Origin of the sequence: Lysinibacillus sp. NPDC097287 (genome assembly GCF_044761695.1) — a bacterium.
Classification (GTDB): Bacteria; Bacillota; Bacilli; order Bacillales_A; family Planococcaceae; genus Lysinibacillus.
Genome location: NZ_JBIWCX010000011.1, coordinates 123879 through 147850 on the forward strand (window position 1 = coordinate 123879; position 23972 = coordinate 147850).

At 38.1% G+C, this 23972-nt stretch carries 22 protein-coding genes; 15 read left to right on the plus strand and 7 right to left on the minus strand.

What is annotated here, in order from left to right:
• Positions 1-616 precede the first annotated feature (616 nt).
• Positions 617-844 carry a hypothetical protein gene (locus tag ACIQ2D_RS15670; RefSeq protein WP_402865614.1) on the plus strand — a complete coding sequence of 76 codons (228 nt, stop codon included), beginning with the start codon at positions 617-619 and terminating at the stop codon, positions 842-844.
• A 609-nt stretch (positions 845-1453) separates the two neighbouring features.
• Here ACIQ2D_RS15670 and ACIQ2D_RS15675 read toward each other — a convergent pair.
• Positions 1454-2212, minus strand: a complete 759-nt coding sequence (locus ACIQ2D_RS15675) for an SDR family oxidoreductase (RefSeq protein ID WP_402865616.1) — start codon at positions 2210-2212, stop codon at positions 1454-1456.
• A 281-nt stretch (positions 2213-2493) separates the two neighbouring features.
• Here ACIQ2D_RS15675 and ACIQ2D_RS15680 point away from each other — a divergent pair, with 281 nt between their 5' ends.
• Complete coding sequence (locus ACIQ2D_RS15680) at positions 2494-3060, plus strand: TetR/AcrR family transcriptional regulator (RefSeq protein ID WP_402865618.1); 567 nt, start codon at positions 2494-2496, stop codon at positions 3058-3060.
• A 484-nt stretch (positions 3061-3544) separates the two neighbouring features.
• On the opposite strand, the gene pdxR is transcribed toward ACIQ2D_RS15680, so the two are convergent.
• The gene (gene pdxR, locus ACIQ2D_RS15685) at positions 3545-4975 is read right to left on the minus strand and encodes a MocR-like pyridoxine biosynthesis transcription factor PdxR (protein WP_402865620.1); all 1431 of its coding nucleotides are present in this window, start codon (positions 4973-4975) and stop codon (positions 3545-3547) included.
• 194 nt (positions 4976-5169) lie between these two features.
• On the opposite strand from pdxR, the gene ACIQ2D_RS15690 reads away from it, so the two are divergent.
• The 10 genes from ACIQ2D_RS15690 to ACIQ2D_RS15735 all read left to right on the plus strand — a co-directional run bounded on the left by ACIQ2D_RS15690 (position 5170) and on the right by ACIQ2D_RS15735 (position 14980).
• Positions 5170-5703 (plus strand): pyridoxamine 5'-phosphate oxidase family protein, encoded by a 534-nt coding sequence (locus ACIQ2D_RS15690; RefSeq protein WP_402865622.1) that lies wholly within the window; start codon positions 5170-5172, stop codon positions 5701-5703.
• 91 nt (positions 5704-5794) lie between these two features.
• Positions 5795-7048, plus strand: a complete 1254-nt coding sequence (gene glyA / locus ACIQ2D_RS15695; protein WP_402865624.1) for a serine hydroxymethyltransferase — start codon at positions 5795-5797, stop codon at positions 7046-7048.
• A gap of 140 nt (positions 7049-7188) precedes the next feature.
• Positions 7189-8394: a benzoate/H(+) symporter BenE family transporter gene (locus ACIQ2D_RS15700; protein ID WP_402865626.1), complete on the plus strand. Its 1206-nt coding sequence runs from the start codon at positions 7189-7191 to the stop codon at positions 8392-8394.
• Positions 8395-8732: 338 nt separating this feature from the next.
• Positions 8733-9470: an N-acetylmuramoyl-L-alanine amidase gene (locus ACIQ2D_RS15705; RefSeq protein ID WP_402865627.1), complete on the plus strand. Its 738-nt coding sequence runs from the start codon at positions 8733-8735 to the stop codon at positions 9468-9470.
• A gap of 142 nt (positions 9471-9612) precedes the next feature.
• Positions 9613-9927, plus strand: coding sequence for a PadR family transcriptional regulator (locus ACIQ2D_RS15710; protein WP_402865629.1), 315 nt, complete (start codon positions 9613-9615; stop codon positions 9925-9927).
• A gap of 263 nt (positions 9928-10190) precedes the next feature.
• Positions 10191-10721, plus strand: a complete 531-nt coding sequence (locus ACIQ2D_RS15715; RefSeq protein ID WP_402865631.1) for a DUF2812 domain-containing protein — start codon at positions 10191-10193, stop codon at positions 10719-10721.
• Positions 10722-10733: 12 nt separating this feature from the next.
• Positions 10734-11639, plus strand: coding sequence for an ABC transporter ATP-binding protein (locus ACIQ2D_RS15720; RefSeq protein WP_402865633.1), 906 nt, complete (start codon positions 10734-10736; stop codon positions 11637-11639).
• Positions 11617-12867, plus strand: a complete 1251-nt coding sequence (locus ACIQ2D_RS15725; RefSeq protein ID WP_402865635.1) for an ABC transporter permease — start codon at positions 11617-11619, stop codon at positions 12865-12867. Before ACIQ2D_RS15720 ends, ACIQ2D_RS15725 begins: the two co-directional genes overlap by 23 nt.
• A 229-nt stretch (positions 12868-13096) precedes the next feature.
• The gene (locus ACIQ2D_RS15730) at positions 13097-14269 is read left to right on the plus strand and encodes a toxic anion resistance protein (RefSeq protein WP_402865637.1); all 1173 of its coding nucleotides are present in this window, start codon (positions 13097-13099) and stop codon (positions 14267-14269) included.
• 174 nt (positions 14270-14443) lie between these two features.
• Positions 14444-14980 (plus strand): hypothetical protein, encoded by a 537-nt coding sequence (locus ACIQ2D_RS15735; RefSeq protein WP_402865639.1) that lies wholly within the window; start codon positions 14444-14446, stop codon positions 14978-14980.
• Between the two features lie 265 nt (positions 14981-15245).
• On the opposite strand, the gene ACIQ2D_RS15740 is transcribed toward ACIQ2D_RS15735, so the two are convergent.
• Positions 15246-15743, minus strand: a complete 498-nt coding sequence (locus tag ACIQ2D_RS15740; protein ID WP_402865658.1) for a GNAT family N-acetyltransferase — start codon at positions 15741-15743, stop codon at positions 15246-15248.
• 413 nt (positions 15744-16156) lie between these two features.
• On the opposite strand from ACIQ2D_RS15740, the gene rarD reads away from it, so the two are divergent.
• Positions 16157-17062 (plus strand): EamA family transporter RarD, encoded by a 906-nt coding sequence (gene rarD / locus ACIQ2D_RS15745; RefSeq protein ID WP_402865641.1) that lies wholly within the window; start codon positions 16157-16159, stop codon positions 17060-17062.
• A 24-nt stretch (positions 17063-17086) separates the two neighbouring features.
• Here the strand turns inward: rarD and ACIQ2D_RS15750 are convergent, their stop codons facing one another.
• Entirely contained in the window at positions 17087-18343 is a 1257-nt protein-coding gene (locus ACIQ2D_RS15750; RefSeq protein ID WP_402865643.1) for a helix-turn-helix domain-containing protein, read from the minus strand.
• A gap of 123 nt (positions 18344-18466) precedes the next feature.
• On the opposite strand from ACIQ2D_RS15750, the gene ACIQ2D_RS15755 reads away from it, so the two are divergent.
• The gene (locus ACIQ2D_RS15755; RefSeq protein ID WP_402865644.1) at positions 18467-19747 is read left to right on the plus strand and encodes an MFS transporter; all 1281 of its coding nucleotides are present in this window, start codon (positions 18467-18469) and stop codon (positions 19745-19747) included.
• 351 nt (positions 19748-20098) lie between these two features.
• Here ACIQ2D_RS15755 and ACIQ2D_RS15760 read toward each other — a convergent pair whose 3' ends face one another.
• From ACIQ2D_RS15760 to ACIQ2D_RS15770, 3 genes are read right to left on the minus strand one after another with little or no spacing between them, the layout of a single operon-like run.
• Positions 20099-20815: a LutC/YkgG family protein gene (locus ACIQ2D_RS15760; RefSeq protein WP_402865646.1), complete on the minus strand. Its 717-nt coding sequence runs from the start codon at positions 20813-20815 to the stop codon at positions 20099-20101.
• Positions 20812-22242 carry a LutB/LldF family L-lactate oxidation iron-sulfur protein gene (locus tag ACIQ2D_RS15765; protein ID WP_402865648.1) on the minus strand — a complete coding sequence of 477 codons (1431 nt, stop codon included), beginning with the start codon at positions 22240-22242 and terminating at the stop codon, positions 20812-20814. The genes ACIQ2D_RS15760 and ACIQ2D_RS15765 overlap by 4 nt, the downstream gene beginning before the upstream one ends.
• A gap of 23 nt (positions 22243-22265) precedes the next feature.
• On the minus strand, positions 22266-22982 hold the full coding sequence (locus ACIQ2D_RS15770) for a (Fe-S)-binding protein (RefSeq protein ID WP_402865650.1): 717 nt from the start codon (positions 22980-22982) through the stop codon (positions 22266-22268).
• 856 nt (positions 22983-23838) lie between these two features.
• Here ACIQ2D_RS15770 and ACIQ2D_RS15775 point away from each other — a divergent pair.
• A partial coding sequence (locus ACIQ2D_RS15775) for a biotin carboxylase N-terminal domain-containing protein (protein ID WP_402865660.1) occupies positions 23839-23972 on the plus strand: 134 nt, incomplete at its 3' end.

A 23972-nucleotide genomic window follows, 5' to 3' on the forward strand; every position in this document is an offset into this window, starting at 1 on the left:
AGCCACATTACATAAAATAAACTGCTCCCCGTCAAGTAGACAGTGGAAATAATATAAATACGTTAAACGGCTTGAGCCCTGAATTCTAAAGGGCTCAGGCCGTTTAAGCGTTTCTGGTAGCGAGCGTAAGGCGGATGTTTACCAAGCCTTTCAACGTGAACGAAGCGATGATTATAAGAGATTAAAGGATTCACTCGATACAGCCCCATTTACAATCGCTGATCGTCTTAAAACGAGTGATGTAACTTTCTCTTATGCTGTTAAAAGGATTACTTATCTATATGATTCACGCTAATCAAAGTAGCATTTGAATCATTACATCTTGGACAAGACTGTGAATTATGTGCCTCAATCGAATTGTCCGTTCTAAATGTCCATACATGCCTACAACTAATACATTGTTGTTCGTAAATTGTGACTGGCATTATTACACGTCCCTTCATCGTAATTTGTATAGTCCCTACCTTATATATTCCTTGAATACGATGAAATATGTCCTAACAAATCGATCATTCTATGTAACCTTAAATTTTGAGAATAATGGTAATATTAAGAAGTGTAAAGAGGGTCTGTTTCGTCTGAATGTACTAGAAAAATAGGATTGAAGGGGGACTATATGAAAAAGTTCTTGTTATATCTTTTCTCATTGTCTTTTATCCTTGTGGGCTGCCAATCTAATGATAATAATGGATTGCCAGATGGCAATATAGCAAAGGTTAGTATCTCTAAATCAAGTGATTTCGGTAAAGTGAATGCTGATTTTTTACAGTATTTAAAGTTCAAGAAACGCTCAATCTATTCAAAAATACCTAATAGCGCAGGAAAAGATAGAAAAAGATGTTGAACTAGTGAAAACAACGAAGGCACAACTCGCGTACGGTGAGACTTTTGAGTATATAGCGTATTCTCTTGTATTGAACGGTCAACCTAGTGCGGTGGCGATTAGTCAGATGCTGGCCAATGATTTTGGCTTTGATTAACGTATGTCTGTGAGCACAATGGATCGACTTTTCTTGGATTATGATGTGTTAATGGCTTTGAAGAAACAAGTGGTTCACGGAAATTAAATCATGGATGAATCATCAAATGCAGAGGATTGTATTTTCTATGTGAATCCTTATCGTGAGGAAGATCGTAGTCATTAAACTGAAGAAGTAGAACAACAAACGTTAGCACTGTTTTAATGGCAGTGTTAGAGAGCTTGAAATCAAGGTACAGCTAATTTAGTGTACTTATGGGTTCAATATTGGCGTGCAAAAGCACAAATATGAAGATACACGAAGTGGCAACAGCGAATAGGGATACTAAAAAGTGTTTCGCTAAGTAGTATGTCGTCAGTAAGCACAATGGACTTAGTGAATCCTAAAACACTGTTAATCTAAGTGCTTTACTACCCCAATTAATATATAAAATGCACGCACAGGATTTGGTCCATGTACGTGCATTCTTTTTGTTAGTAAGCTGTCCAGCCACCATCAGCTGTAACTACTTGTCCATTGATAAAGCTAGATTCGTCAGAGCCTAAGAAAATAGCAAGTTGTGCAATTTCTTCTGGTTGTCCAATGCGTGGATTAATGGCCATCCCTAATCCCTGACGCGCAACTCCTGCATGGCTGATATTTGCCATAGAAGAAGAGATGTTTGTGGCAACAGCACCTGGTGCAATACCGTTACAACGAATGTTTTTATCAGCATACATGAATGCTGTGTTTTTTGTTAAGCCAACAACAGCATGTTTCGAGGCAGTATAAGCTGCTCCTGCACGTGCACCATATAAACCGCCAGCTGAAATATTATTGACGAATACACCGTGACCTTGTGCTAAGAAAATGTCTGTTGCCATACGCATTGAACGCATTACTGCAGTTGTATTTACTGCGAATACTTTGTCCCAACGTTCGTCAGAAATTTCACCAACAGGCTCCATGCCATCCATAATACCTGCATTGTTTACTAAAATATCTAAATTGCCAAAAGCACTTTTTGTTTCATCAAATAAGCGTTGTAAGTCTTCAGTTGATGCGACATTTGTTTGTACTGCGATTGCCTCGCCGCCGGCTGCTTGAATAGCATCGACAACAGCCTGCGCTCCTTCTAAATTTAAATCAGAAACGACCACTCTTGCGCCTTCTTTTGCATAACCTTCAGCAATTGCTTTACCCATGCCTGAAGCTGCTCCTGTAACAATTGCTACTTTGCCTTCTAATCTCATCAAAAAGACCTCCTATTAATATCAATTTCGCCTCGGTGAAATTGCGTCCGAATTTTGTATCGTGCACGCACGATAAACACCTTTACAAAATTTGTGACATCCGCCGGAGGATATAATCTGATTTAGTGGGTGCTAGGGCAACCAGTGAATCAGGTTATGTATTGAACATGTGTTCAATAAAATAATATAATAATAGCGTAAGTGATTTCAATACTCAGAAATATAGGAACTGTTCAATAATAAACACATTTAAAAAAACTGTTCAATTATGAGGTGAAAAAATGACTGGACAAGATTTGCGCGTGGTGAAAACAAAACAAGCATTACACGCGGCTTTACTCACATTGTTAGGGAAAAAACCTTTAGAGAATATTTCAATCGCCGAAATATGTCGTGAGGCCAAGGTGAATAGGGGAACATTTTATTTACACTATGAACAAAAAGAAAAGCTATTTGAAGAATACTTTAAGGAAATTATGATGGACTTAGAGCAATCCTACGAGGAGCCATATAGAGCCGTTTATAAGTTCAATAAAAGTTTGCTTGATGCTAAAACAGTGCGGATATTTCATCATATTGAGAAATATAAAAAGTTTTATCTGATTGTATTTTCAAAGAATGTTCCACTAACCTATTATTATATGTTGTTTGAAAAAATTCACGAATTACTGAAAAGAGACATGGCTCAAAATGAAATAGGTGAGATTAGTGTCGATTATATAAGTGCGTATCATGCCAATGCGCTTATCGGCATGATCATTGAATGGTACAACAATGATTTTACGGAGAGTGCATGCTATTTAAATGAACAGCTCGTAGCTATTTTAAAATTGGACTATCATACTTGAGTAAGCCTATGAGTAATAATAACAATTGGTTTCCAATATACACCTGTACTTTCCATAGCTACGTGTTACAACCGTGTTCTTTAATCCAATCAATGAAATGCAATAGAAAAGGTTTGAATCACTTTGCCTTCTATTGTCATAATACGTACGATAATAGAATTTTTATGAATATCCTGACCATATGCACGTTCAATGATGATTATCATTTGAAACAACCCTTCTATGGCCGATTACATTAAATGCTGGTAGTAGCAACCTGAATAAGATAAATCTCCTATGAGTGCTTCCCTTGAGGGAGCGATAGACAGTGATGCACCATGGTCGTTGGAGTCAGATGAAAGGGAGGGCTTAAGGCACGATAGTTTATAGACTTTTCTCTACCAGTCGTAACTAGAAAATGATGATTTTGAAATATAAGAAGGGATTTTCCCAAAAGTCAGTGATATCTGACTTTTGGGAAAGTCCTCATTTTTTAAAACTGACATTACCTAATAATATTAGACAATTGACTAATGCCACGCATAATCGCTTCTTCATCCACTTTGGAGTATCCTAATACCCACCCTTTTCGCGTACTTTCGAGACAATAAGGGCTGAGAGGGTAGACACGGACCCCGTTCTCTAATGCTTTATTTGTCATTTCTTCTTCATTAAAATCTTCACCTGCTTCTAGTAACATATGCAGACCCGTTTCTACGCCTTTGACTGAAAAAACTTCTCCTAATTTGGTCGAAGCGATCGCTTTTATCATGGCCTCGTGTCTGCGACGGTAGACATTTCTGACTCGTCTCATATGTAGCATGAAATGGCCGTGCTCAATAAAATGAGTAAGCGTTAACTGCTCCATGATAGGAAGTTGCCGAGAAGTGAGTTTTTGTACGCGAGCTATTTGGGCTATTGCTTCAACTGGTCCAACAATGGCTGAAATTCGAATTCCTGGAGCAATCATTTTGGAAAAGCTCATCAGGTAGATTGTACACGCAGGCTCTTGGCTAAACAATGTCGGAAGCGGCTCACCACTATGGCGAAATTCACTATCATAATCGTCTTCTATAATCCAGGATTGGTTGCGAATGGCCGATTCAAATAATTGCCTTCTCCGCTTTACAGACATGATCACACCGGTTGCAGACTGATGGGAAGGCGTAACAAAGACAAGTTTAGATTGTTTAGGAATACAGTCGACCACTATACCTTGTTCATCGACTGGCACAGGCATGATGTTCATCTTTCGGTACATCATTGTCAGCCAAGCAGGAGGAAATCCGGGATCCTCAACAGCTACTGTGTCTCCCTCTAAAAGAAGTGCTTGTGTGATTAAGTCTATGCTTTGCTGAGCTCCGGATGTAAGTAAAATCTGTTCAATATCAACATGGATTCCTCTTTCTACTGATAAATAGTGTTGGATTTGGCATCGTAATGGTTCGTATCCAAAAGAGTTTCCATACGTCCAGCAGGACAAGTCAGCTTTGGCCGAAGCGTGGAGAAATGATTGCCTCCATTTTTTCTGAAATAGTGGATCTAGATAAGGCTCATGGGGGGAAAAATCAATATCACTAGCGTTATTGCTTTTCTCTCCGGACCAATCATGTAATCGGTCTACTGCTTCTTCTAAAACAGGAAGGGAAGGTGGTGTCAGGCGGTGAACTGATCTCTCTTCCTTTGAAATCAAGGGCTGGTTCCAGTCGCTTACTCGTGTTCCTCCACGACGTGAGGTAACAGTATATCCTCTACTAAAGAGTTCTTCATACATTGCCTGTACCGTTGAACGAGCGATTCCTAATTGTTGAGCGAGTTCGCGAGTCGGGGGCAACCGATAACCAGCTTTCCATTTTCCGCTTGTGATATTATGTATAGCTTGATTAAGTAGCTGTTTCCAGATTGGTTTATTATCGTGTCGATCTATTTGCAGCACTTTACATCGCACTCCTTTATGGACTGATAAAAATCTGTATATTTGGATATATCATACCATTCCAATAACTACTAAACTACATACAAGTGGAAAAACCTGTTGATACATCCACTTTCACACATACGCGAAAGGTTTGCGTAATGTATGTTCATTAAGGATGACAGCAGGAAGAACAAAAAAGGAGTGGATCCGATTTGAATTCAGTACGGTATCAGGCGCGGGAGTGTAAGAATCAGAAAAAAATCGAGAATTTTCTACGTACTTCGAGGGTTGGTCATCTTGGCTTATCAGACGGGAAACATCCATATGTAGTACCTCTAAATTTTGTATGGTTGCATGACAAGATCTATTTTCATGGTGCAGAGGGAGGAAGAAGGAACCAAATCATGAAGGATAATGCTAAAGTCTGTTTCACAGTATGTGCGGAATACGGCACAATTACTGACCCCGTTCCAGCAAAGACAGATACAGCTTATATGAGTGTCATGCTTTTCGGGGAAGCGGAGCCTGTCATTGATTTAGGGGAAGCGACAAGTATGTTGCAGGAGATGATGGATAAATACGTTCCAGGTTACTATAGTCGACCACTTTCCAAACAACATGTTGATAAATATAGATCTGCTGTTTATGGATCGGCAGTCCAAGTTTATTGCATTAAACCACATCAACTAACCGCAAAAGAGAGTCCGTTTGAAGATGGAAAGATATTTAAGCCCAATTTGGTTTAATAGTTACCTTCAACTTTTAGATGAGATATTAAAACCTACTCGGATAGGAATTAGGGTGACCAATTAATTAGTGAATGGAGAGAATCAAGCGATGAATCATATCAAAATGCAAGATTTGAAAATTTATGAAGCTATTAAAAACGAACTAGAGCGTCAGAGAGCAAAAATTGAATTAATCGCCTCTGAAAACTTTGTTTCAAAGGCAGTGATGGAAGCGCAAGGGTCAGTTCTGACGAATAAATATGCTGAAGGCTATCCAGGACACAGATATTATGCAGGTTGTGAGTACGTTGATATTGCTGAAGAGATTGCTCGTGAACGCGCAAAAGAGATTTTTGGTGCATCATATGTGAATGTTCAGCCTCATTCCGGTTCACAGGCAAACATGGCTGTTTACTACACAATTCTTGAACAAGGAGACACTGTATTAGGGATGAATTTGTCTCATGGTGGACACTTAACCCACGGAAGTCCAGTCAATTTTAGCGGGAAGCAATTTAACTTTGTTCAGTACGGTGTTCGTGAGGATAACCAACATATTGATTACGATCATGTCCTTGAAGTTGCTCAGAAAACAAAGCCGAAGCTGATTATTGCAGGGGCCAGCGCTTATCCAAGAGAAATTGATTTCAAGAAATTTCGCGAGATTGCCGATGAAGTGGGTGCTTTCTTTATGGCGGATATTGCGCACATTGCCGGCCTAATCGCTGTAGGCCTACATCCAAACCCAATTCCTTATGCTCATTTTGTGACAACAACAACCCATAAAACACTCCGTGGACCTCGTGGAGGTATGATCTTGTGTAATGAGGAGACTGCAAAAGAGTATGGTAAAAAGCTTGATAAATCCGTTTTTCCAGGTATTCAGGGTGGACCTCTTATGCACGTGATTGCCGCAAAAGCTGTAGCACTTGGCGAGGCGCTTACTGATGACTTTAAAGTGTATGCACAAGCTATCGTTACGAACGCAAGACGATTGGCAGAGAAGTTAAAATCGGAAGGTATAGACATTGTTTCAAATGGAACGGATAACCACTTGCTTTTGTTGGATTTGCGTTCACTTGGCGTAACAGGAAAGGCTGCAGAAATAACGCTTGATAAAGTGGGTATTACGGCTAATAAGAATATAATCCCTTTTGATCCAGAGAAACCGTTTGTAACAAGCGGAATCCGTCTTGGCACGGCAGCCGTGACATCACGTGGTTTTGACGAGGAAGCGATGGATGAGATTGGCGAACTCGTTGCAATAACTCTTAAGAATATCGAAAATGAGCAAGAGCTATCGAAAGTGAGTAGGCGAGTGTCTTCTTTAACAAGCCGCTTCCCTTTATATTCTAACTTGTAAACATGGAACACAAATCTTTTAAAGATTTGCGATTGCTTCCAGTAGATTGTAAAAAGTATTTCTCATAAATAATACGAATTATGAATTACAAAGTTACTGAGTATGATGAACAATCTAACATTTAAAGAGGTGAGTACAAGATGAAATCCAAAACTAATGTGATTAATGTAGATGATCTTTTTTTTCCATCAATAGCTGCATTAGTATCCGTTCTTATTAATTATGGAGGAACTTTTGCGATTGTATTCCAAGCTGCTAAAGTTGCGAACCTAAGTCCCGAATTAACCGCCTCATGGGTTTTCTCCCTTTCTATAGGTGTGGGAATAACAGGAGTATGGTTGAGTTACAAATATAAAGAGCCTATTATTACAGCTTGGTCTACTCCGGGGGTAGCATTTTTAGCATCGGCATTATTGTTTACTTCATATAATGAAGCAATCGGTGCTTACATCATTTCTGCAATAGGATTCATTATTTTGGGGATGACGGGAATGTTTGAACGCCTTATTAAATACATTCCCCCTGGCATTTCAGCTGGTTTATTGGCTGGTATATTGCTGCAGTTTGGTATAGCGGCATTTGGCGGAGCCCAAGTGGAACCGGCTTTCGTTATAATGTTGTTTATTACGTATATCGTATTAAAGCGTCTTGTTTCACGGTTTGCTGTAGTAGGAATTTTAGCTGTTGGTTTATTATATCTCATCCTTTTTAATAAAGTTAATTTTCGAGGTATTGGACTTGATTTTGCGCTACCAGTGTTAACAATGCCTGAGTTTTCTTTAACGTCTTTATTTGGTGTAGCTTTACCGTTATTTATCATCACTTTAAGCGGGCAATATATCCCGGGTATGTTGATATTAAGGAGAGATGGATTTGAAACCAGCGCAAATCCTATATTGGCCGTTACAGGTATTGGTTCATTAATTATGGCTCCGTTTGGCTCACATGCTTTTAATATCGCAGCCATATCTTCCGCAATTTGTACAAGCCCTGATGCCCATAAAGACAAATCAAAACGCTATCTAGCCGGAATAATATGTGGCTTGATGTACATAGTTGTTGGTATTTTTGGGGTTACACTCGTAACACTATTTTTAATATTACCTCCGACTTTTATCGCAACTCTAGCGGGCTTGGCATTATTGGGGACGATTGGCAGTAGCCTATCAGAAGCTTTAGGGGACCCAAATAATCGTGAAACAGCACTTATCACGTTCTTAGCTACTGCTGCAAATGTGACTCTCTTAGGAGTAGGTGGTGCATTTTGGGGTTTGGTTGCAGGTATGTTAGCACATCTAGTGATGAATTTTCGTTCTTTCAGTAAGACGAAGTTACCAGTATTATAATAGGGACTTAAAAAAGATGAAATGAAGTATATATGGGGTAACGCCCGGAAAATGCGTATACACAACATAACGCAAACCTAAAAATAAAAAGCCTAATTTCTCACATACAACAATGAGAGATTAGGCTTTAGATACTTCATACGAAATCGCTCTTTTTTCAATCATATCTTTATATTATATGGATACCGCATATTCCTTTAATACTCACACGAAAAATAGTCTTGGATTTTCAGAGTTGGTCATACGAGGAACAATTTTTACGAGTGTAATTGAGTTTATTGTCTCTTTTTCCTTATTAAATCTGTATATAGTTCATAAAGGGAGAAGGGATGTTAAAAATGATTACAATAAGCCCGGGGCATTGGTGTGTTGGATCAGGCACTAGTGATATATTGGATGAGGTTGAGGAAGCTAGAAAAGTTGTCAATCGAGTAGAAGAGATCTTGAAGGCGAATAAAATACCAACGATAAAAATTGAAGATAATGTATCGAAGAGTCAGGCCAATAATTTAAGTTATTTGGTACGACAACATAATACGACGAAGCGGAAAGTAGATGTAAGTGTACATTTTAACGTAAGTAAGGAGCGAGTACAGCATGGTATAGGAACAGAAGTGCTGTATTATGACGCAGTTTCACTAGCTGCTACAATGAGTAAAGCAATTTCAAATGCCTCAGGTTTGAAAAATCGTGGGGCTAAAAAGAGACAAGAACTTGCTTTTTTAAATGGTACGACAATGCCGGCAATTTTGATTGAAGTTTGTTTTGTCAATTCTGCTGAGGATGTCAAATTATATGAGAAGCACTTTGACAAGATATGTACAGTTATTGCGGAGGTACTGGCTACTTATGTTGGACATGCGCTTACCCCAACAATACCAACGGAAAATATCATCTTTTCAACAAACGCATTGACGGAGAAGGTACATGTGTTATTACAAAATACAAACTGGCGTCAACAGGTTATTGCTAAGGGAATTGAAATGGATGCTTTTATGCCTGTGTGGCCGGAGCGGCAGTTGAACGACATAGATTTCTTAGGGCTATGTGCGATTCTTTCGAAAAAATTAATTTGAATGAAAACAGTGTGGCGAAGATAAAATAGCTACACTGTTTTTTTTATGGAAAATAATAATTGACAACTATATCGACTGCTGATATATTTTAATTGTATCGTCAGCTGATATATTGATTGTCGATATAGAGGAGGTTTTTATCATGACACAGGAGCATCCGCCATTAACAGAGGGCGTTTATTATATTTTATTGGCGCTGTATGAAGCGCGCCATGGGTACGGCATTATGCAATTGGTTGAGGAAATGAGTAACGGGCGTGTACGTCTTGGAGCGGGAACAATTTATGGTGCCATTAAAACACTACAAGAACGAGAATGGATTGAAGCGCTTGAGGGCGATGGTCGAAAAAAGGAATACATCATTACTGCAACAGGCAAACAAGTAGTAAATCATGAAATTTTAAGATTAAGGGAACTTTTTGACAATGGTATCCGTATAACGGAGGGGGAAGGGTAATTATTCGCAAAACATAGTTAGGTCTTCAATCTCCGAATATTTAGTTTTGAGATTAGTGATACTCCGGAATATCGATTAGTCACAATCAGTACTGTTAATAATCCTGAGGTTGTATGATTTGGAATACCTTTAATAAGCCAGTTCAAGTTACGATAGCAATTGAAAGAATAACTGGATCTGTTTACAGATTAGTGGAGGGTTACATATGAAAACGATAAAATGCCGCCAATCACTAAAAGCTGAAATGTTAAGGAGGAGCATAAATGAAGAAGAAAATGTTTCGATTTTTTCTAGACTATGAAAAAGAAGAAAAATGGGTTAATGAAATGGCTACACAAGGTTGGCACCTCCGAAAAAATGTTTTAGGCTACTTTACATTTGTGAAGGGTGAGCCAGGTAAATACATTTATCGTAATGAATGGATCAATAAGAAAAGCAAAGATTATTATGAGTTTTTAGAGACGATGAATATTGAATGTGTCTCTAAATTCGCAGGTTGGGCTTATTTCCGGAAAGAAGCAGCAGATGGAGAATTTGAGTTGTATTCAGATGCACCTTCAAAAATTTATTATTTACAATCAATGAATAAGCTCTTTATTCCATTAACATTGTTAAATATTTTGCTGGGTTTTATCAATATAGGCATTGGATTAACAGAATTTCCAGAAGGTTTATCATCATTTGGAATAGGTGTCATAAGTTTAGTAGTTGGGCTGCTGTTGTGGATACCTATTTCGAAAATTCAAGGTCGTAAAAAACAACTGAAGCAAGTACTACATGTATATGAAGGTTAAGGAGGATATGAGATGACATTACAATTACAACATGTCACGAAAAAGTATAAGGATTTTACAGCAGTCGATAATTTAAATTTCACGATTGAAAAAGGTGAGATTTTCGGACTGATTGGCCAAAATGGAGCGGGGAAAACGACGACGTTCCGTATGATTTTAGATTTACAGGAAACGACTGCTGGCACGATAACGTGGAACGGCCAGCCTGTTAATAGCATTAACCGTGATGTACTCGGGTATTTACCTGAGGAACGTGGTATTTTCCCGACGATGAAAGTAGATGAGCAACTGCAATTTTTCGGTGAACTACGCGGCATGAAGAAGGAAGAACTGAAAAAGGATATCGATTTTTGGATTAGCCGTTTTGATTTAGAGGAAAAGCGTAAGGATAAAGCGGAGACTCTGTCGAAGGGGAATCAGCAAAAGGTACAGTTGATCGCTAGTTTCATTCATAAGCCGCAATTTTTAATTTTAGATGAACCATTTAGTGGGCTCGATCCGCTGAATAAAGATTTATTGAAAGATGCCATTTTACTTTTAAAAGAGCAGGGCACAACGATTTTGTTCTCAAGTCATCAAATGGATAATGTCGAGGAACTATGTGACCATTTATGCTTATTAAAACGTGGTGTCTCACTATTTTCAGGAAGCTTACTAGACTTGAAGAAACAGTATGGTAAAACGAAGCTCGCTGTGCGTACAGATTGGTCGATTGCGGAACTACAATCGCTTGAAGGTGTCAAAGAAGTACGTGATGAAAAAGAGCAAACTGTGTTAACACTTGAGGATGAGCGTTTTGCACAAGCTATCTTCGAAAAGCTTTCAAATGGGAAGTACATCGAAAAATTCAGCTTAGATTATTTATCACTAGATGAAATATTCAAAGATAAGGTAGGTGGCAACGTTGTCGAAGTTTAATTTATTAATGAAGCAACTATATATGTCGAAAATAAAGTCAAAGTCCTTTGTGTTAATGACTTTACTTTATATCGCTGTGATGTCCGTTGCAATTTTCTGGTCGGATATTAAAGAAATCTTTACAGGCGATGACGAGGCGCAAAAAATTGCCATCATCAATGATACGAAGGCTGATTTAAGTGAGATTTTTATATCAAATGGTGATATGGAATTTGTTCAGGATGAAACGGATTTAAGCGTGTTAGAGCAACAGGCAAAAGATGGAGACATAGCAGCAATTGTTGAGGTAAGTGATCAAAAAGGTCAATTACATGCTGAAATTGCAACATTCACACCGTTGAAGCTAAATGATCAATCGACGATTTCTTCACTGTTACAATATGCAGGTCAGCATTATGCTGTACAGCAATTATCACTGTCTCCAGAACAAGCTGCACAAATTATGGCGGCAGAAACGATTATTACGAATAAGAATCTAAATGAAGAGACAACTGGCGGGAAAAGCGAAGAAGAGAAGCAAGCAGGTCAATTTGTATCGTACGCGGTTGGTATTTTAATATACTTCTTCATTTCAACATTTTTATCGATGATTACAACTGAAATTGCATCTGAGAAGGGCTCGCGCGCAATGGAAATGTTGCTAGTAAGTGTTAAACCAACTACACATTTCAAAGCGAAAATCACAGGGGTACTACTACTGGCAATTACACAAATGGCCATAATATTCGGGGTATTCTTACTGTACGCGAAGTTTGCAAAAGACGGCGCTATTTGGGATATGGCGACAAGTATCATTCAAGACTTATCTATTGGGTATTTGATTTATGTAGTTGTCTTTTTACTTTCAACGATTGTGCTATTTTTAATTGTCGGGGCATTATTTGGTTCACTTGTATCAAAAGTGGAGGAAGCAGGGCAGGTTTTAATGCCAGCGATAATGGTTACACTGATCGGCTTTTATGTCATGCTGTCGGGCATTGGTAACCCAGATACAATACTTATCAAAGTATTCTCGTATATACCATTTACATCAGGTATGGTGATGCCAATGCGAATCGGTGCGACGGATATTGGTGTGATAGAGCCAATGTTATCACTTGGTCTTTTAATTGGCACAATTGTTGTCGTGTACTTATTTAGCTTATCGTTCTACAAACGAAGTGTACTGACATATAGCTCAGGTGGACTGATTCAAAAAATTAAAACGGTGCTAAAAGTGACTACATGATGAGGAAAAGCAGCTACTTAATGTGGCTGCTTTTTTGAAGTTCAAAACAAATGATGTGAGTTATTTCGGCAATTCAGTCGTATTTGTATTTCAAACAAGCTATAATTTAGGAAAAGAAGATGTTAAAGGGGCATAAATGGTCAATTTTAATAGTGCTCGAAAAAATGAAACCTTTTTCACCTTCCAATCGTATTAACATAATAGATATTAATTGCAGGGGGTATTACGCATGTCAGAATTCGACAATGATTTATTCAAACCAAAAGATCCATTCGCTTCAGAAAATCCATTATTGCAGCCACAGTCAAATCCGTTATTACAACCTACACCAGCACCAACACAGCTTGTGTCTGAGCAAGAGCGTTCGCAAATTGCACAAAATCAGCTTGCGTTAAAGCAAGATCCAGAAGTGCACGCACTTGCGCAAAAAATTGACGTGAAAGATCAAATTGCAATGCTTGAACTTGGGAAGGAAACGGCAAGTGGTATTTCCACGTTCTCAGATAGAATGCTTGCTACGATGAAAGCAAGCAAGCTTGAGGAATCGAGTGTGCTATTAAATAATTTAAATAAAATTATGGATAAATTCGACCCGAAAGATTTTACAGAGGAGAAAAAAGGCGGCTTCCTAACAAGACTTTTCAGTAAGGGTAAGGAGCAACTTGAAAGAATCCTCTCTAAATATGACAGTATGAATAAGGAAATCGATGTGATTTTCAATGAAATTCAAAAATATGAGGTCGAAATGAAACGCAATACAGTAGACCTTGAACATTTATATGATCAAAACTTAAATTACTTCCAAACATTAAGTAAATATGTAGCGGCGATTGAAGTAAAGGCAGATCAAGTACGTGCGACACTACCTGCACTTGAGCAAAAAGCGCAAACTGGTGACCAATTAGCGGCTATGGAATATGAGTCTATGCAACGTGCGATTGAGTTACTTGAACAACGTCGTTATGATTTAGAAATGGCGCAGCAAGTGTCATTCCAATCGGCACCGCAAATTCGTTTAATGCAACAAGGCAATAATCACCTTATCGGTAAAATTAACTCAGCATTTGTGACGACGATTCCGATTTTTAAGCAAGGCCTTATTCATGCGGTGACATTACAGCGTCAAAAGTTAATCGCAGATTCAATGAGTGAGCTTGATCGTCGTACTAACGAAATGCTAGTGCGCAATGCTGAAAATATTAGTAAAAATAGCGTCAATATTGCACGTACAGCAGGTAGCCCAAGCATTAAGATTGAAACAATTGAAACAACATGGCAAACAATTATGAGTGGTATTCAAGAAACGAAGCAAATTCAAGCAGAAACAGCGAGAAACCGTGAAGAAGGCCGCAAGCGTATTGAACAATTACAGCTCGAATATGAAAAACTAAAAAAAATGTAAATGTGAAGCTCTTTGTACCAGCTGCGTACAAAGAGCTTTTTGCTTTGACAAAATGAATTTAAGAAACTATGATAATACATAATTGAGAATGATTATCAAAAACGAAGGAAGTTAGTGAATGTTAAAGTACGTTATACCATTACACAAACATCTTTGTAATGGAGTGAATGACCAATGATCAAAAAAATGGACCAATTAGCACTATCCTATGAAACGCTGAAAGACGGAACGCTTGCTGTGAAAGCAACTGATACATTAATGCTGTTACCACAAGATCGCTACAAAGAGCTATTGCAAGTAGAAGCATTATACAACGCCATTCAAGAGGGATTGGGTGAAAAGCAATACGTATTAGAGCAAGAGCGAAAAAACTTAAAAAAACAAAATGATGTACTTACAACAGATATACAAAAATTGACACAGAAAAATGTTGTGTTACAAAAAAAGATAACGGAGAATAATTGCATTGTAGATGAGATGAAAGAGCTTCGTAGCCAAAATACTGAATTACTGATTGAGCTAAGTAAATTCACGGTTTTCTCAAAGGAATCACTTTCAGGCCCACTTAAGTCAATGATCCGTGATTTACGCGAGCAGGGGGTAGGCATTAAAGAAATTCACATTCGCATTAAACGCCAGATTAACCCTGATATCAGCTACAGTATGGTGAGAAAATACATATCTGAGCTAGAATCGAACAAAAAAGGGTAATAGATGAATGACCCGTTGATTTCCGTTACAGACGGTGCTTTCCAGGGGCGAGCTTTGAGCCGCTTGGGTCAACAGATGTTTTATGTAGCGAAAGCGAAGCGTCAGCTACAGGATGTTGGTCATGAAGGCGTTGTCACAGGACGTGACGTTTTTAGCCTTCGTTCCCCTATCGCTACTGCAGGGTCTCAAAGTGCTCGCCGATCCCCTAGGAGTCATCCTCTTCCACTCCAATCAACTAGATATTTATTAGAAAATTTGTTTTACTTTATAAGAGAGTATAAGGGGATGAACAAATTATCTTTTTTACCATTTTATAATTAGTCAATTTGACACCTTTTCGCTCAACCGTTTGTGAGCAAACAGTAAAGTAGCCTTTGTGTTCAAAGAATGGCTTGGCTGTAATACTTGCATCTGTATCAATTTCAAACAGATTTAACTTTTTCGCTTCACTTTCAAGCTTATCAACTAAAGCGGAAGCTATACCTTGACCTTGATAATCTTTATGAACATATAATCTGTCTAAGTGCCCATCATAGGTTAAATCGCAAAAGCCCACAACTTTTCCCTCGACTTTTGCTATAAATGATAAATTTTTACTTAGTGAAACGCTCCAAGAATTAATTTTCGATTCTTTATCCTCTCTTGGTGCCCAAGCATCTAATTCGTTTTGGGAATAATCTTTTAAATTGACTGAATGGACTGTTTCGTAAAACAGTGAAACAATTTCTTTAATATCGCTTTCTTTAAAGCTCAATATTTGTATATTCATATTTACCTCCCATACGTCCAGTTCGTTTTTTTCGAACTAATTAGACATTCATGCCACTTAAGTAAATTAATCAATAAGGTTAATCCTCAGTTCATCCTTAATTAATATACCTAATGAGTGATACAATCGCTTGTTGAAGCCCATCATTTTACGCTATATAACATGCGATATTTTATAACATGATTATCCCCAATAGCTTAACTATTAATGAAATCTAATCAGGATGCTTTTTTTGAGGGGGTAACAAGTAGAGCTACTCACCATTTATATACGCTTATCAACCTATTATATCGCTCGCATAGACATTGAAATGCAACAAACACAAAATGAGCATTTACAGTACTTAGCTTAAGTCCTATAATTAGTCTAATCTGCAGAGATACAACTAGAGTAGGAGATATAGTGCAATGTCAAACGAGAAAAAAGGGGTATGGGCAGCGTTTCTAGCTTATGCCATCTGGGGTTCTTTCCCACTTTACTGGAAAATGCTTGAGCATGTGGACAGTATGGAAATATTATTAGGACGCGTTATTTGGTCCTTTGTCTTTACGGTATTAGTCGTGATACTAATTGGTAAACGTAAGATGTTAGTAGCTGATATAAAGTACTTATGGACAAATAAGAAGGTTTTTTGGTTGTTAGCAGCGGCTTCATTTTTCATTTCGATGAACTGGTATTTATATATTTGGGCTGTGACGCATGAGCGTATCATTGAGACAAGCCTTGGGTATTATATCAACCCATTGCTATCAGTTATTTTTGGCGTGATTTTCTTCAAAGAATCACTGAATCGCATACAATGGGCAGCAACAGGTATTGCGTTTATCGCCGTCCTTATTTTAACGATTAATTATGGTACAGTCCCTTGGGTAGCTTTACTTCTTGCATTATCATTTGCTACGTATGGTGTGCTGAAAAAGAAAATTACGTTCGATGCCACACGAGGCTTAGCCCTTGAGACGTTATTTATCTTGCCATTTGCGCTTGGTTATTATGTCTATTTATTTATGACGGAGCAGGCATCATTTTTACATGTAGATGCAAAAACAAATATTTTGATGATCTTGAGTGGAGTCGTCACAGCAGTGCCGTTAATTTTATTTGCGAAAGGCGCACAAAATATACCACTATACTTATTAGGGTTTATTCAATACGTGTCACCAACGACCATGTTAATTTTAGGGGTAGTGTTGTATAAAGAACCATTTAGTAATGTAGAATTACTGGCATTCAGTATTATTTGGTTAGCTTTACTATTGTTTTCAGGTTCGAAAATTTTCGAAATAAGAAGGGCCCAACATAAATCGGCTTAAAAAAGGGACTTGTAGAAGAATTTTCTACAGGTCCTTTTTCGTGTCAATTTGTGCTTTAATGTCAAAGTAAACACGCTCGATGGTTTGCTTATACGGTAAATCAATTAAATCTAGCGTATCAACATAGGCTTTTTTCGCAATTTCAAAAGCAGTTGTAAGCTCGCCAAACTGTACGTAGCAAAGTGCTTTGTAAGAGAAGCACTCATTCATACTCAGTATATCGTACGGATGTAAAATGAAAGCAGGGACATTAGTAAATTGTTCAAATGCTTTTTTTGCTTCATCATAACGTCCGAGTAAATACAATGATTTCCCTTTTTCTGCGAAATAAAAGCTTTCATCAATTTGTGGAGAATCACTATGTGTGAGTGCTTTAAAACACTCTATTTCTTCTAATGCTTTTTGATAATCCTGTAGATAGTTACTATAATAATGTGCTTTTAACACAAATATCAATGCATCCACAATTTCATGCTCTGCAAACACTCGATACTGCTCCAGCTTCTTCAACATATGTTCTGCTTGTTTGAAATCACCATCAATCATGTCACAGTAAGCAGCAATGCGATACATATCGTCAATGTAATAATACAACTGATTTTGGTGTGCATTAGTAATTGATTCATTTATTAACTTTTTCCCGGCTTCGTATTCACCTATTGCTAGTTGCATGATGGCAATATAGTACGACAGTTTGCTTGCATCACGTGTATCTAATTGAACGTTGTCTTGCTCGCTTTCCATTTTTGCTTGCAAAATACAGTCATATGCAGCGTCATACTGGCGGTCTTCTAATAATATGCCGAGTTGTAATACATAGGTTTCAAACCAATGACTTAGTAAATTAATGTCTTTGAAAATTGCACGTGCCTGGATAAGTGGAGGTTCCCAAGTCCCGATACCAGCCGTATTTAGAGCAGCAGCATAAATATAAAGTAATCGACCTGACTCATAACAAAGTGGCAATTCCGTCACATATGGCTCAATCATATCCACAATTTGTTGATGGTTGTCCTGATCACCGTTTTTCAACTTCGTAAATAATGACTCAACATCCTCTAAAAGATTGCGTAATGAAGTTGGATTTACTTGTTCCAATAATTCACTTGCCTCGACACCGAGACGCTCTGCGATATATTGCAAACTTTCAATCGAAGGCTTGGCTTTATCGTTTTCTATTTGGCTCAGCATGCCCTTTGTCAAACGATCTCCGGCTAGTGCCTCTAATGTTAATTTTTGTTCTTTACGTAATTTTCTAATACGCGTGCCTAAAGACTCCATAGCCTCACCCTTTCATATGTTTAATTATATTAAACTTTTACTTGCGTGAAAAGAGAAGAATATGGTATATTTTGTTTAATTAAATTAAACATTTTAGTTAAGTTAAACAATTGGAGGGGTTTGATGAGTGAAGCAGAGAAGTATAGAAAAGCGACGTATCATTTGTGGACATTTACGGCGAGTAAAATGATTGCAATGTTGGGATCGAGTGTCCTTTCTTTCGGTATTAGTTTGTATATTTTAGCGTTGACCGGTTCAGCAATGAGTTTTGCGATTAATATGATTTGCTCTGTATTACCGAGAGCACTTGTTGCGCCATTTGCAGGTTATGTAGCAGATAATTTCCCGAAAAAGCGTACGATTTTACTTGCGCAGGCTGGGGGAATACTAACAGCAGGTGGCTTGTTACTTTATACGGAAACAATCGGTATGTCGGTAAATGCGATTTATGTAGCAACAATTTTATATACGTTATGTTCGGCATTTTCAGGGGTAACGTTTAGTTCTGCAATTGCCACACTCGTTAATCCTGAGCGTTTGCAAAGTGCTATGTCATTTAACCAAATGTCCATCTCAATAGCCGCAATTGGTGGCCCTGTAATAGGTGGGATGATGTATGGATTCTTACCAATGAATGTATTCTTAATTGTGCATATGGTAGCATATGGGATTGCATTTTGTTTAGAGGCAACAATGAATTTCACTTTATATAGTACACGAGAGAAAGATGTGGAAAAGGAAAAGGTGATTGCTAGTTTGAAGGGTGGCTTCCGTTATGTCAAACAACATAAAATTATAATGATTATCATGTTGCTTTCAGTGTGGATTAATTTATTTTTCTCTGGGGTGGCGATAGGTAGTACGTATATAATTATCCAATTACTAGAGGTGAATTCTAGACATTTTGGTTTTATAGAGGGTGCAGGAGCTGCAGGAATGCTCGCAGCCTCCTTATATTTTGCAACCCGGGCAGAAATCAAAATACCATTGCGCTTTTCAAAAATCAATTTATTGCTACTATCGGGTAGCTTACTATTTGCAGTGCTACCATTAATTGTAGACTTCTCATATATGAATATAGTTTTATTTTTTATTGGGTTATATTTCATCTTCGCGATTTTTGAAATGGGTATTAATATGCCACTTGGGGTTTATATGCAAAAGCTCATTGCAGAGGACTATCGAGGGAGGGTACTCGGGCTAATGGAAACGATGGCGATGTCAATGATGCCAATTGGTATGTTAGTTTACGGTGTACTGTTTGATTATTTACCAGCGACGGGTATTTTGCTTGTGACGAGTACAATTGTTGTTGTAATAACACTCATATTGCTACGACCAGCTGTCCTAAAAGAGGCGCATCCTGAATTTTACGGTAAAGTAGTAGAAGAAGTTGTAAATTAATAAATACATGAGGTTTACACAATTTTGGCGTAGGTAATTTTTATTTCACACTCTTAGCGATAGAAGTTTACAAACAAGCAGGAAATTTGATGCTGAGGCTAAAAGAAGGGGACTGTCTTGAAAGTGATAATATTATGCTGAGCGCTCTATCATGCTGTTTTTTTTTGATATACAGGTAAAAACCCGCGTAGACTCCTGCGGGAAAAGCAAGAGCACGAGACCCAGCAGGGAGCGTCAGCGAGCGATGCGGCTCGTGCCTTGCCCGCGGAAAGCGTAGCGGGTTTTTACCATATAGAAATCTAGTTGTTTTGCTTTTAGAGACTTTTTGGACAGCCTCATTAATAAATCGTTTTACTGATCTTCTATAACAATGTAAGTAGCTTTGATCGGTCCGTGTACACCAACTACTAGGATCATTTCAATATCCGCCGAGTTACTTGGACCCGTAATGAAATTGATGCATGAAGCGACTTTCTCACCTTTTTGTACCTTTTCACTAATCCATCGTGCTGCTTGTGTCATACGTGGAACAATTGTACTTTTCGGTATCAAAATTATCGATTTTTCAGGTAGGAAGCTGACAGATCTACCTTTATCTTTGTCACTAAATAACACAGCTGTTCCGGATTCAGCTAAAGTCATTTCACTGATTGTAATGCCGATATTTGCTTGTTCTGCTTGTCGGATATTTTCCTCTGGCTGTTTCTCATCCCACGTATACAGCTCGATGCCATCCCCGGCCCATTGTTCGGTCATTAAATTAGTTAGACCATATTGCGTAAAACGTTCGTCTTTCCATGTGATTATGGAACGACCGCCAAAGCCATCGACCACTGTTTGGAGTGCATTTGGTAGGTCGACTGTGTTTGTAAGGACCATGTTCGTATGAATATTTTTGCATTGCTCTTGTAAGACGGCCACTAAGTCGTCCTTTGTTGCATCTTTGAGTACGCGGTCCTGTGGTTGGTATTGCCACGTAGGGCGCTCGATTTTTGTCTTCGGTGCGCGCCCAAGTTGGTTGGCAATTTTATTTAAAAATGCATCTTTGTTTTGAATGATACCTGTCATTGTTCATTGCCTCCTTTTGGACGGTTATGGAACCAGTTACGGAAATTTTCTTTGTTTGGTGCAGGGAAATCTCTTTCCTCTGTCCAGGCCTTTAATGGACCAGGTCCGTTTGAAATTTTATTGTCCTTTGTAAAAGGTGACATGACAGGTGAAGCCATTTTCGTCGCCATTTTATATAAGGATGGGGAAGAGGCGCCAAGACCGAATGCTTTCATTAAAAGCTTTTCAGAAACGGGTGCTTTTCCTTCGTTTTCCACAATTACTTGGCGATGTCTATGAATTAGCTGATGCAATGGAATTTTCACAGGACATGCATCTGTACAAGCGCCGCATAATGTAGAGGCATAGGGTAGCTCTTTGAAGTCCTCGTAGCCACCTAATAATGGTGATAAGACAACACCGACAGGACCTGAATAAATGGAGCCATACGTATGACCACCAACATGACGGTAAACTGGGCAAGCGTTTACACAGGCAGCACAGCGAATACATTGTAAAATCGGCTGGAATTCACTACCTAAAATATCGGAGCGGCCGTTATCTACGATGACTAAATGGAATTCTTCAGGCCCGTCGGTATCGCCCTCATCCTTAACACCAGTTAATGTTGTAATATAACTTGTTAGTTTTTGACCAACAGCACTTCTTGTTAATAAACTAACGAGTACTTCCATTTCTTCAAATGTTGGGACAATTCGTTCCATCCCCATTACAGTAATTTGTGTTTTTGGTAATGCTGTCACTAAATCAGCGTTACCTTCGTTTGTTACTAATGTAATGGAACCGCTTTCTGCGATGGCAAAGTTACAGCCCGTAATGCCAATATCAGCTGTTAAGTATTCATTACGCAGTTTCTCACGTACATACAGTGCTAGTTCCTCAGGTTTTTCCGTTTTGTCGTAACCTTGCTTTTCTTTAAAAACATCGCGTATTTGCTCTTTGTTTTTATGTAACGCAGGAACAACGATGTGAGAGGGTGGTTCATGATCGTCTACTTGCAAAATATATTCGCCAAGGTCCGTCTCAATCACTTCACAACCAAGCTGCTCGAGGGCAGCGTTCATGTTGATTTCCTCAGTTACCATTGATTTTGATTTTACGATTTTTTTGGCGTTTTTTTCTTTGGCGATGTTTTGGATATAAGCAGTTGCTTCTTCAGCTGTTTGTGCAAAAAAGACGTTTCCACCTCTTTTGGCAACATTTTCACTTAATTCATTTAAGTAATAATCTAAATTTTCGAGTACATGCTGGCGAATTTCTTCACCGTGTGAGCGCCATTCTTCCCAATGTCCTAGGTATTCAGCTTGTTGAAGTCGGCGTGTTTGGAACCGTTCTTGCGCACTTGACACAGCTCCACGCATAAATGTATTTGTTAATTCTTTTGAGACCCGATTTTTAAATGGATCATTGCTTGTTTTCATGGACATACGTTATCCCTCCTCGAAATCGTTTAACGGCTATTCAAAACTTCCGCAATATGCATGACTTTAATCGGTTTACCCTGTCGGTTAATACGACCGCCTATATTGAGTAGGCATCCTGCATCGGCGCCAACTAAGATATCAGCTTCTGTTTCTTCAATATTAAGTACCTTTTCGTCGACCATTTGTCCTGAAATATTGCCCATTTTTACAGAGAATGTGCCGCCAAATCCACAACAACGATCTTTTCCTGGTAAATCAACGTAGTTCAAGTTTTTTACATTACTTAGCAAAGTAAAAGGGGCTTCCGTCACACCAAGTAAGCGTGTCATATGGCAAGATGTATGAAACGTTGCTGTGCCTTTTAATTGCGCACCTACGTCTTCTACTTTTAAAACATCTACTATAAATTCAGTAAATTCATATGTTTTATCTGCAAGTTCTTGTGCTTTTTTCTCCCAAACAGGGTCGCCCATAAATACTTCTGGATATTCTTTGAACATGTAAGCGCATGAACCAGAAGGGCATACGACATATTGTGCATGCTCGAAGGAAGTTATCATTTTTTTCATCGCTTTTTTTGAATCCTCTACATAGCCACTATTGTAGGCTGGTTGACCACAGCAAATTTGACTTTCAGGAAAGTCAATGTCGCAGCCTAGTCTTTCCAATACTTCGACGACTGCTTTTCCTACATCCCCTTGAAACATGTCGACTAAACAAGTCGCAAAAAGTGTTACTTTCATATTCATCGCTCCTTAGCTCTTTTCTTAAAGACAACCAAACAACCGGTCATCAGATGACTTAGTAAAAAACTTATTGTCTATTATAATACTACAATTTTTCAGAATTATGAAAGTATTTAATTTAGTGTTCTTAAAATATAAACTGCTATATTAAGATTAGACAACTTTGATTATTTGTTAGCATCGATGTAGATAATGGGGAAAACAATTGACTTTTGGGGATTTCTTTCATAAATGTTCCAGTGTCTTGTTTGATTTCTATTAAGCCCATTGCTTTTATTGCGGAAAGTGCCTCTCATATGACACATATACTTATTTGTTACTGGTCTGCTAGTTGCTCCACAATACTTAGACAATCTCTGGGCATCAGTTCACGTGAGAAAATTTCTTTGTTGAATTTTATTAAATTTCAAACACTATACCACATTAGTTCTTTCAATAATTTGTTTTATTAATCATGAAGTATAGTCGTATACGTATCTTTTACAAATTAGAGTTCAGTAATTGATGAAAAATAAAAAAGATATTGAATTTTAAGAATTTAGTACATATAATCATAACACGAGGTCGTCCGACGACCTAATCTTTTGTTGTGTGAAGTAACCTTCTGGGGGTAGGGGTTTTGGTATTCAAGTAAGGCTTTAGCAATAAAAAATTGAAAGTACATATGACTAGTTTTACGACATTGCACGTTTAGATGGGATTCACGGTAAATAATCGAAATTGCTGCGTTTTGCGTAGAAGTAAAGTGTGATACTACAGTTATTTGTTTCTATTCTAACATTCTTGTAAAGTAACGTACTAGCTTGGATGATTCAAAAATGGTGATTAAATACAAAATATTGGAGGAGTTAAAATGAAGACAATTCGTAAAATTCTTGTAGCTAATCGTGGGGAAATTGCAATTCGTATTTTCCGTGCATGTACGGAGCTTAAGATCAACACTGTCGCTATTTATTCCCGTGAGGACAGTGCTGCTTTCCATCGTTT

Excerpts from the sequence above, each read along its gene's own strand:
- ACIQ2D_RS15680 (WP_402865618.1), top strand. The coding sequence starts at position 2,494 with ATGACTGGACAAGATTTGCGCGTGGTGAAAACAAAACAAGCATTACAC.
- ACIQ2D_RS15750 (WP_402865643.1), bottom strand. The coding sequence starts at position 18,343 with ATGGAGTCTTTAGGCACGCGTATTAGAAAATTACGTAAAGAACAAAAA.
- ACIQ2D_RS15675 (WP_402865616.1), bottom strand. The coding sequence starts at position 2,212 with ATGAGATTAGAAGGCAAAGTAGCAATTGTTACAGGAGCAGCTTCAGGC.
- glyA (WP_402865624.1), top strand. The coding sequence starts at position 5,795 with ATGAATCATATCAAAATGCAAGATTTGAAAATTTATGAAGCTATTAAA.
- ACIQ2D_RS15770 (WP_402865650.1), bottom strand. The coding sequence starts at position 22,982 with ATGAAAGTAACACTTTTTGCGACTTGTTTAGTCGACATGTTTCAAGGG.
- ACIQ2D_RS15760 (WP_402865646.1), bottom strand. The coding sequence starts at position 20,815 with ATGACAGGTATCATTCAAAACAAAGATGCATTTTTAAATAAAATTGCC.
- ACIQ2D_RS15670 (WP_402865614.1), top strand. The coding sequence starts at position 617 with ATGAAAAAGTTCTTGTTATATCTTTTCTCATTGTCTTTTATCCTTGTG.
- ACIQ2D_RS15715 (WP_402865631.1), top strand. The coding sequence starts at position 10,191 with ATGAAGAAGAAAATGTTTCGATTTTTTCTAGACTATGAAAAAGAAGAA.
- ACIQ2D_RS15710 (WP_402865629.1), top strand. The coding sequence starts at position 9,613 with ATGACACAGGAGCATCCGCCATTAACAGAGGGCGTTTATTATATTTTA.
- ACIQ2D_RS15755 (WP_402865644.1), top strand. The coding sequence starts at position 18,467 with ATGAGTGAAGCAGAGAAGTATAGAAAAGCGACGTATCATTTGTGGACA.
- rarD (WP_402865641.1), top strand. The coding sequence starts at position 16,157 with ATGTCAAACGAGAAAAAAGGGGTATGGGCAGCGTTTCTAGCTTATGCC.
- ACIQ2D_RS15700 (WP_402865626.1), top strand. The coding sequence starts at position 7,189 with ATGAAATCCAAAACTAATGTGATTAATGTAGATGATCTTTTTTTTCCA.
- ACIQ2D_RS15720 (WP_402865633.1), top strand. The coding sequence starts at position 10,734 with ATGACATTACAATTACAACATGTCACGAAAAAGTATAAGGATTTTACA.
- ACIQ2D_RS15765 (WP_402865648.1), bottom strand. The coding sequence starts at position 22,242 with ATGTCCATGAAAACAAGCAATGATCCATTTAAAAATCGGGTCTCAAAA.
- ACIQ2D_RS15730 (WP_402865637.1), top strand. The coding sequence starts at position 13,097 with ATGTCAGAATTCGACAATGATTTATTCAAACCAAAAGATCCATTCGCT.
- ACIQ2D_RS15705 (WP_402865627.1), top strand. The coding sequence starts at position 8,733 with ATGATTACAATAAGCCCGGGGCATTGGTGTGTTGGATCAGGCACTAGT.
- ACIQ2D_RS15735 (WP_402865639.1), top strand. The coding sequence starts at position 14,444 with ATGATCAAAAAAATGGACCAATTAGCACTATCCTATGAAACGCTGAAA.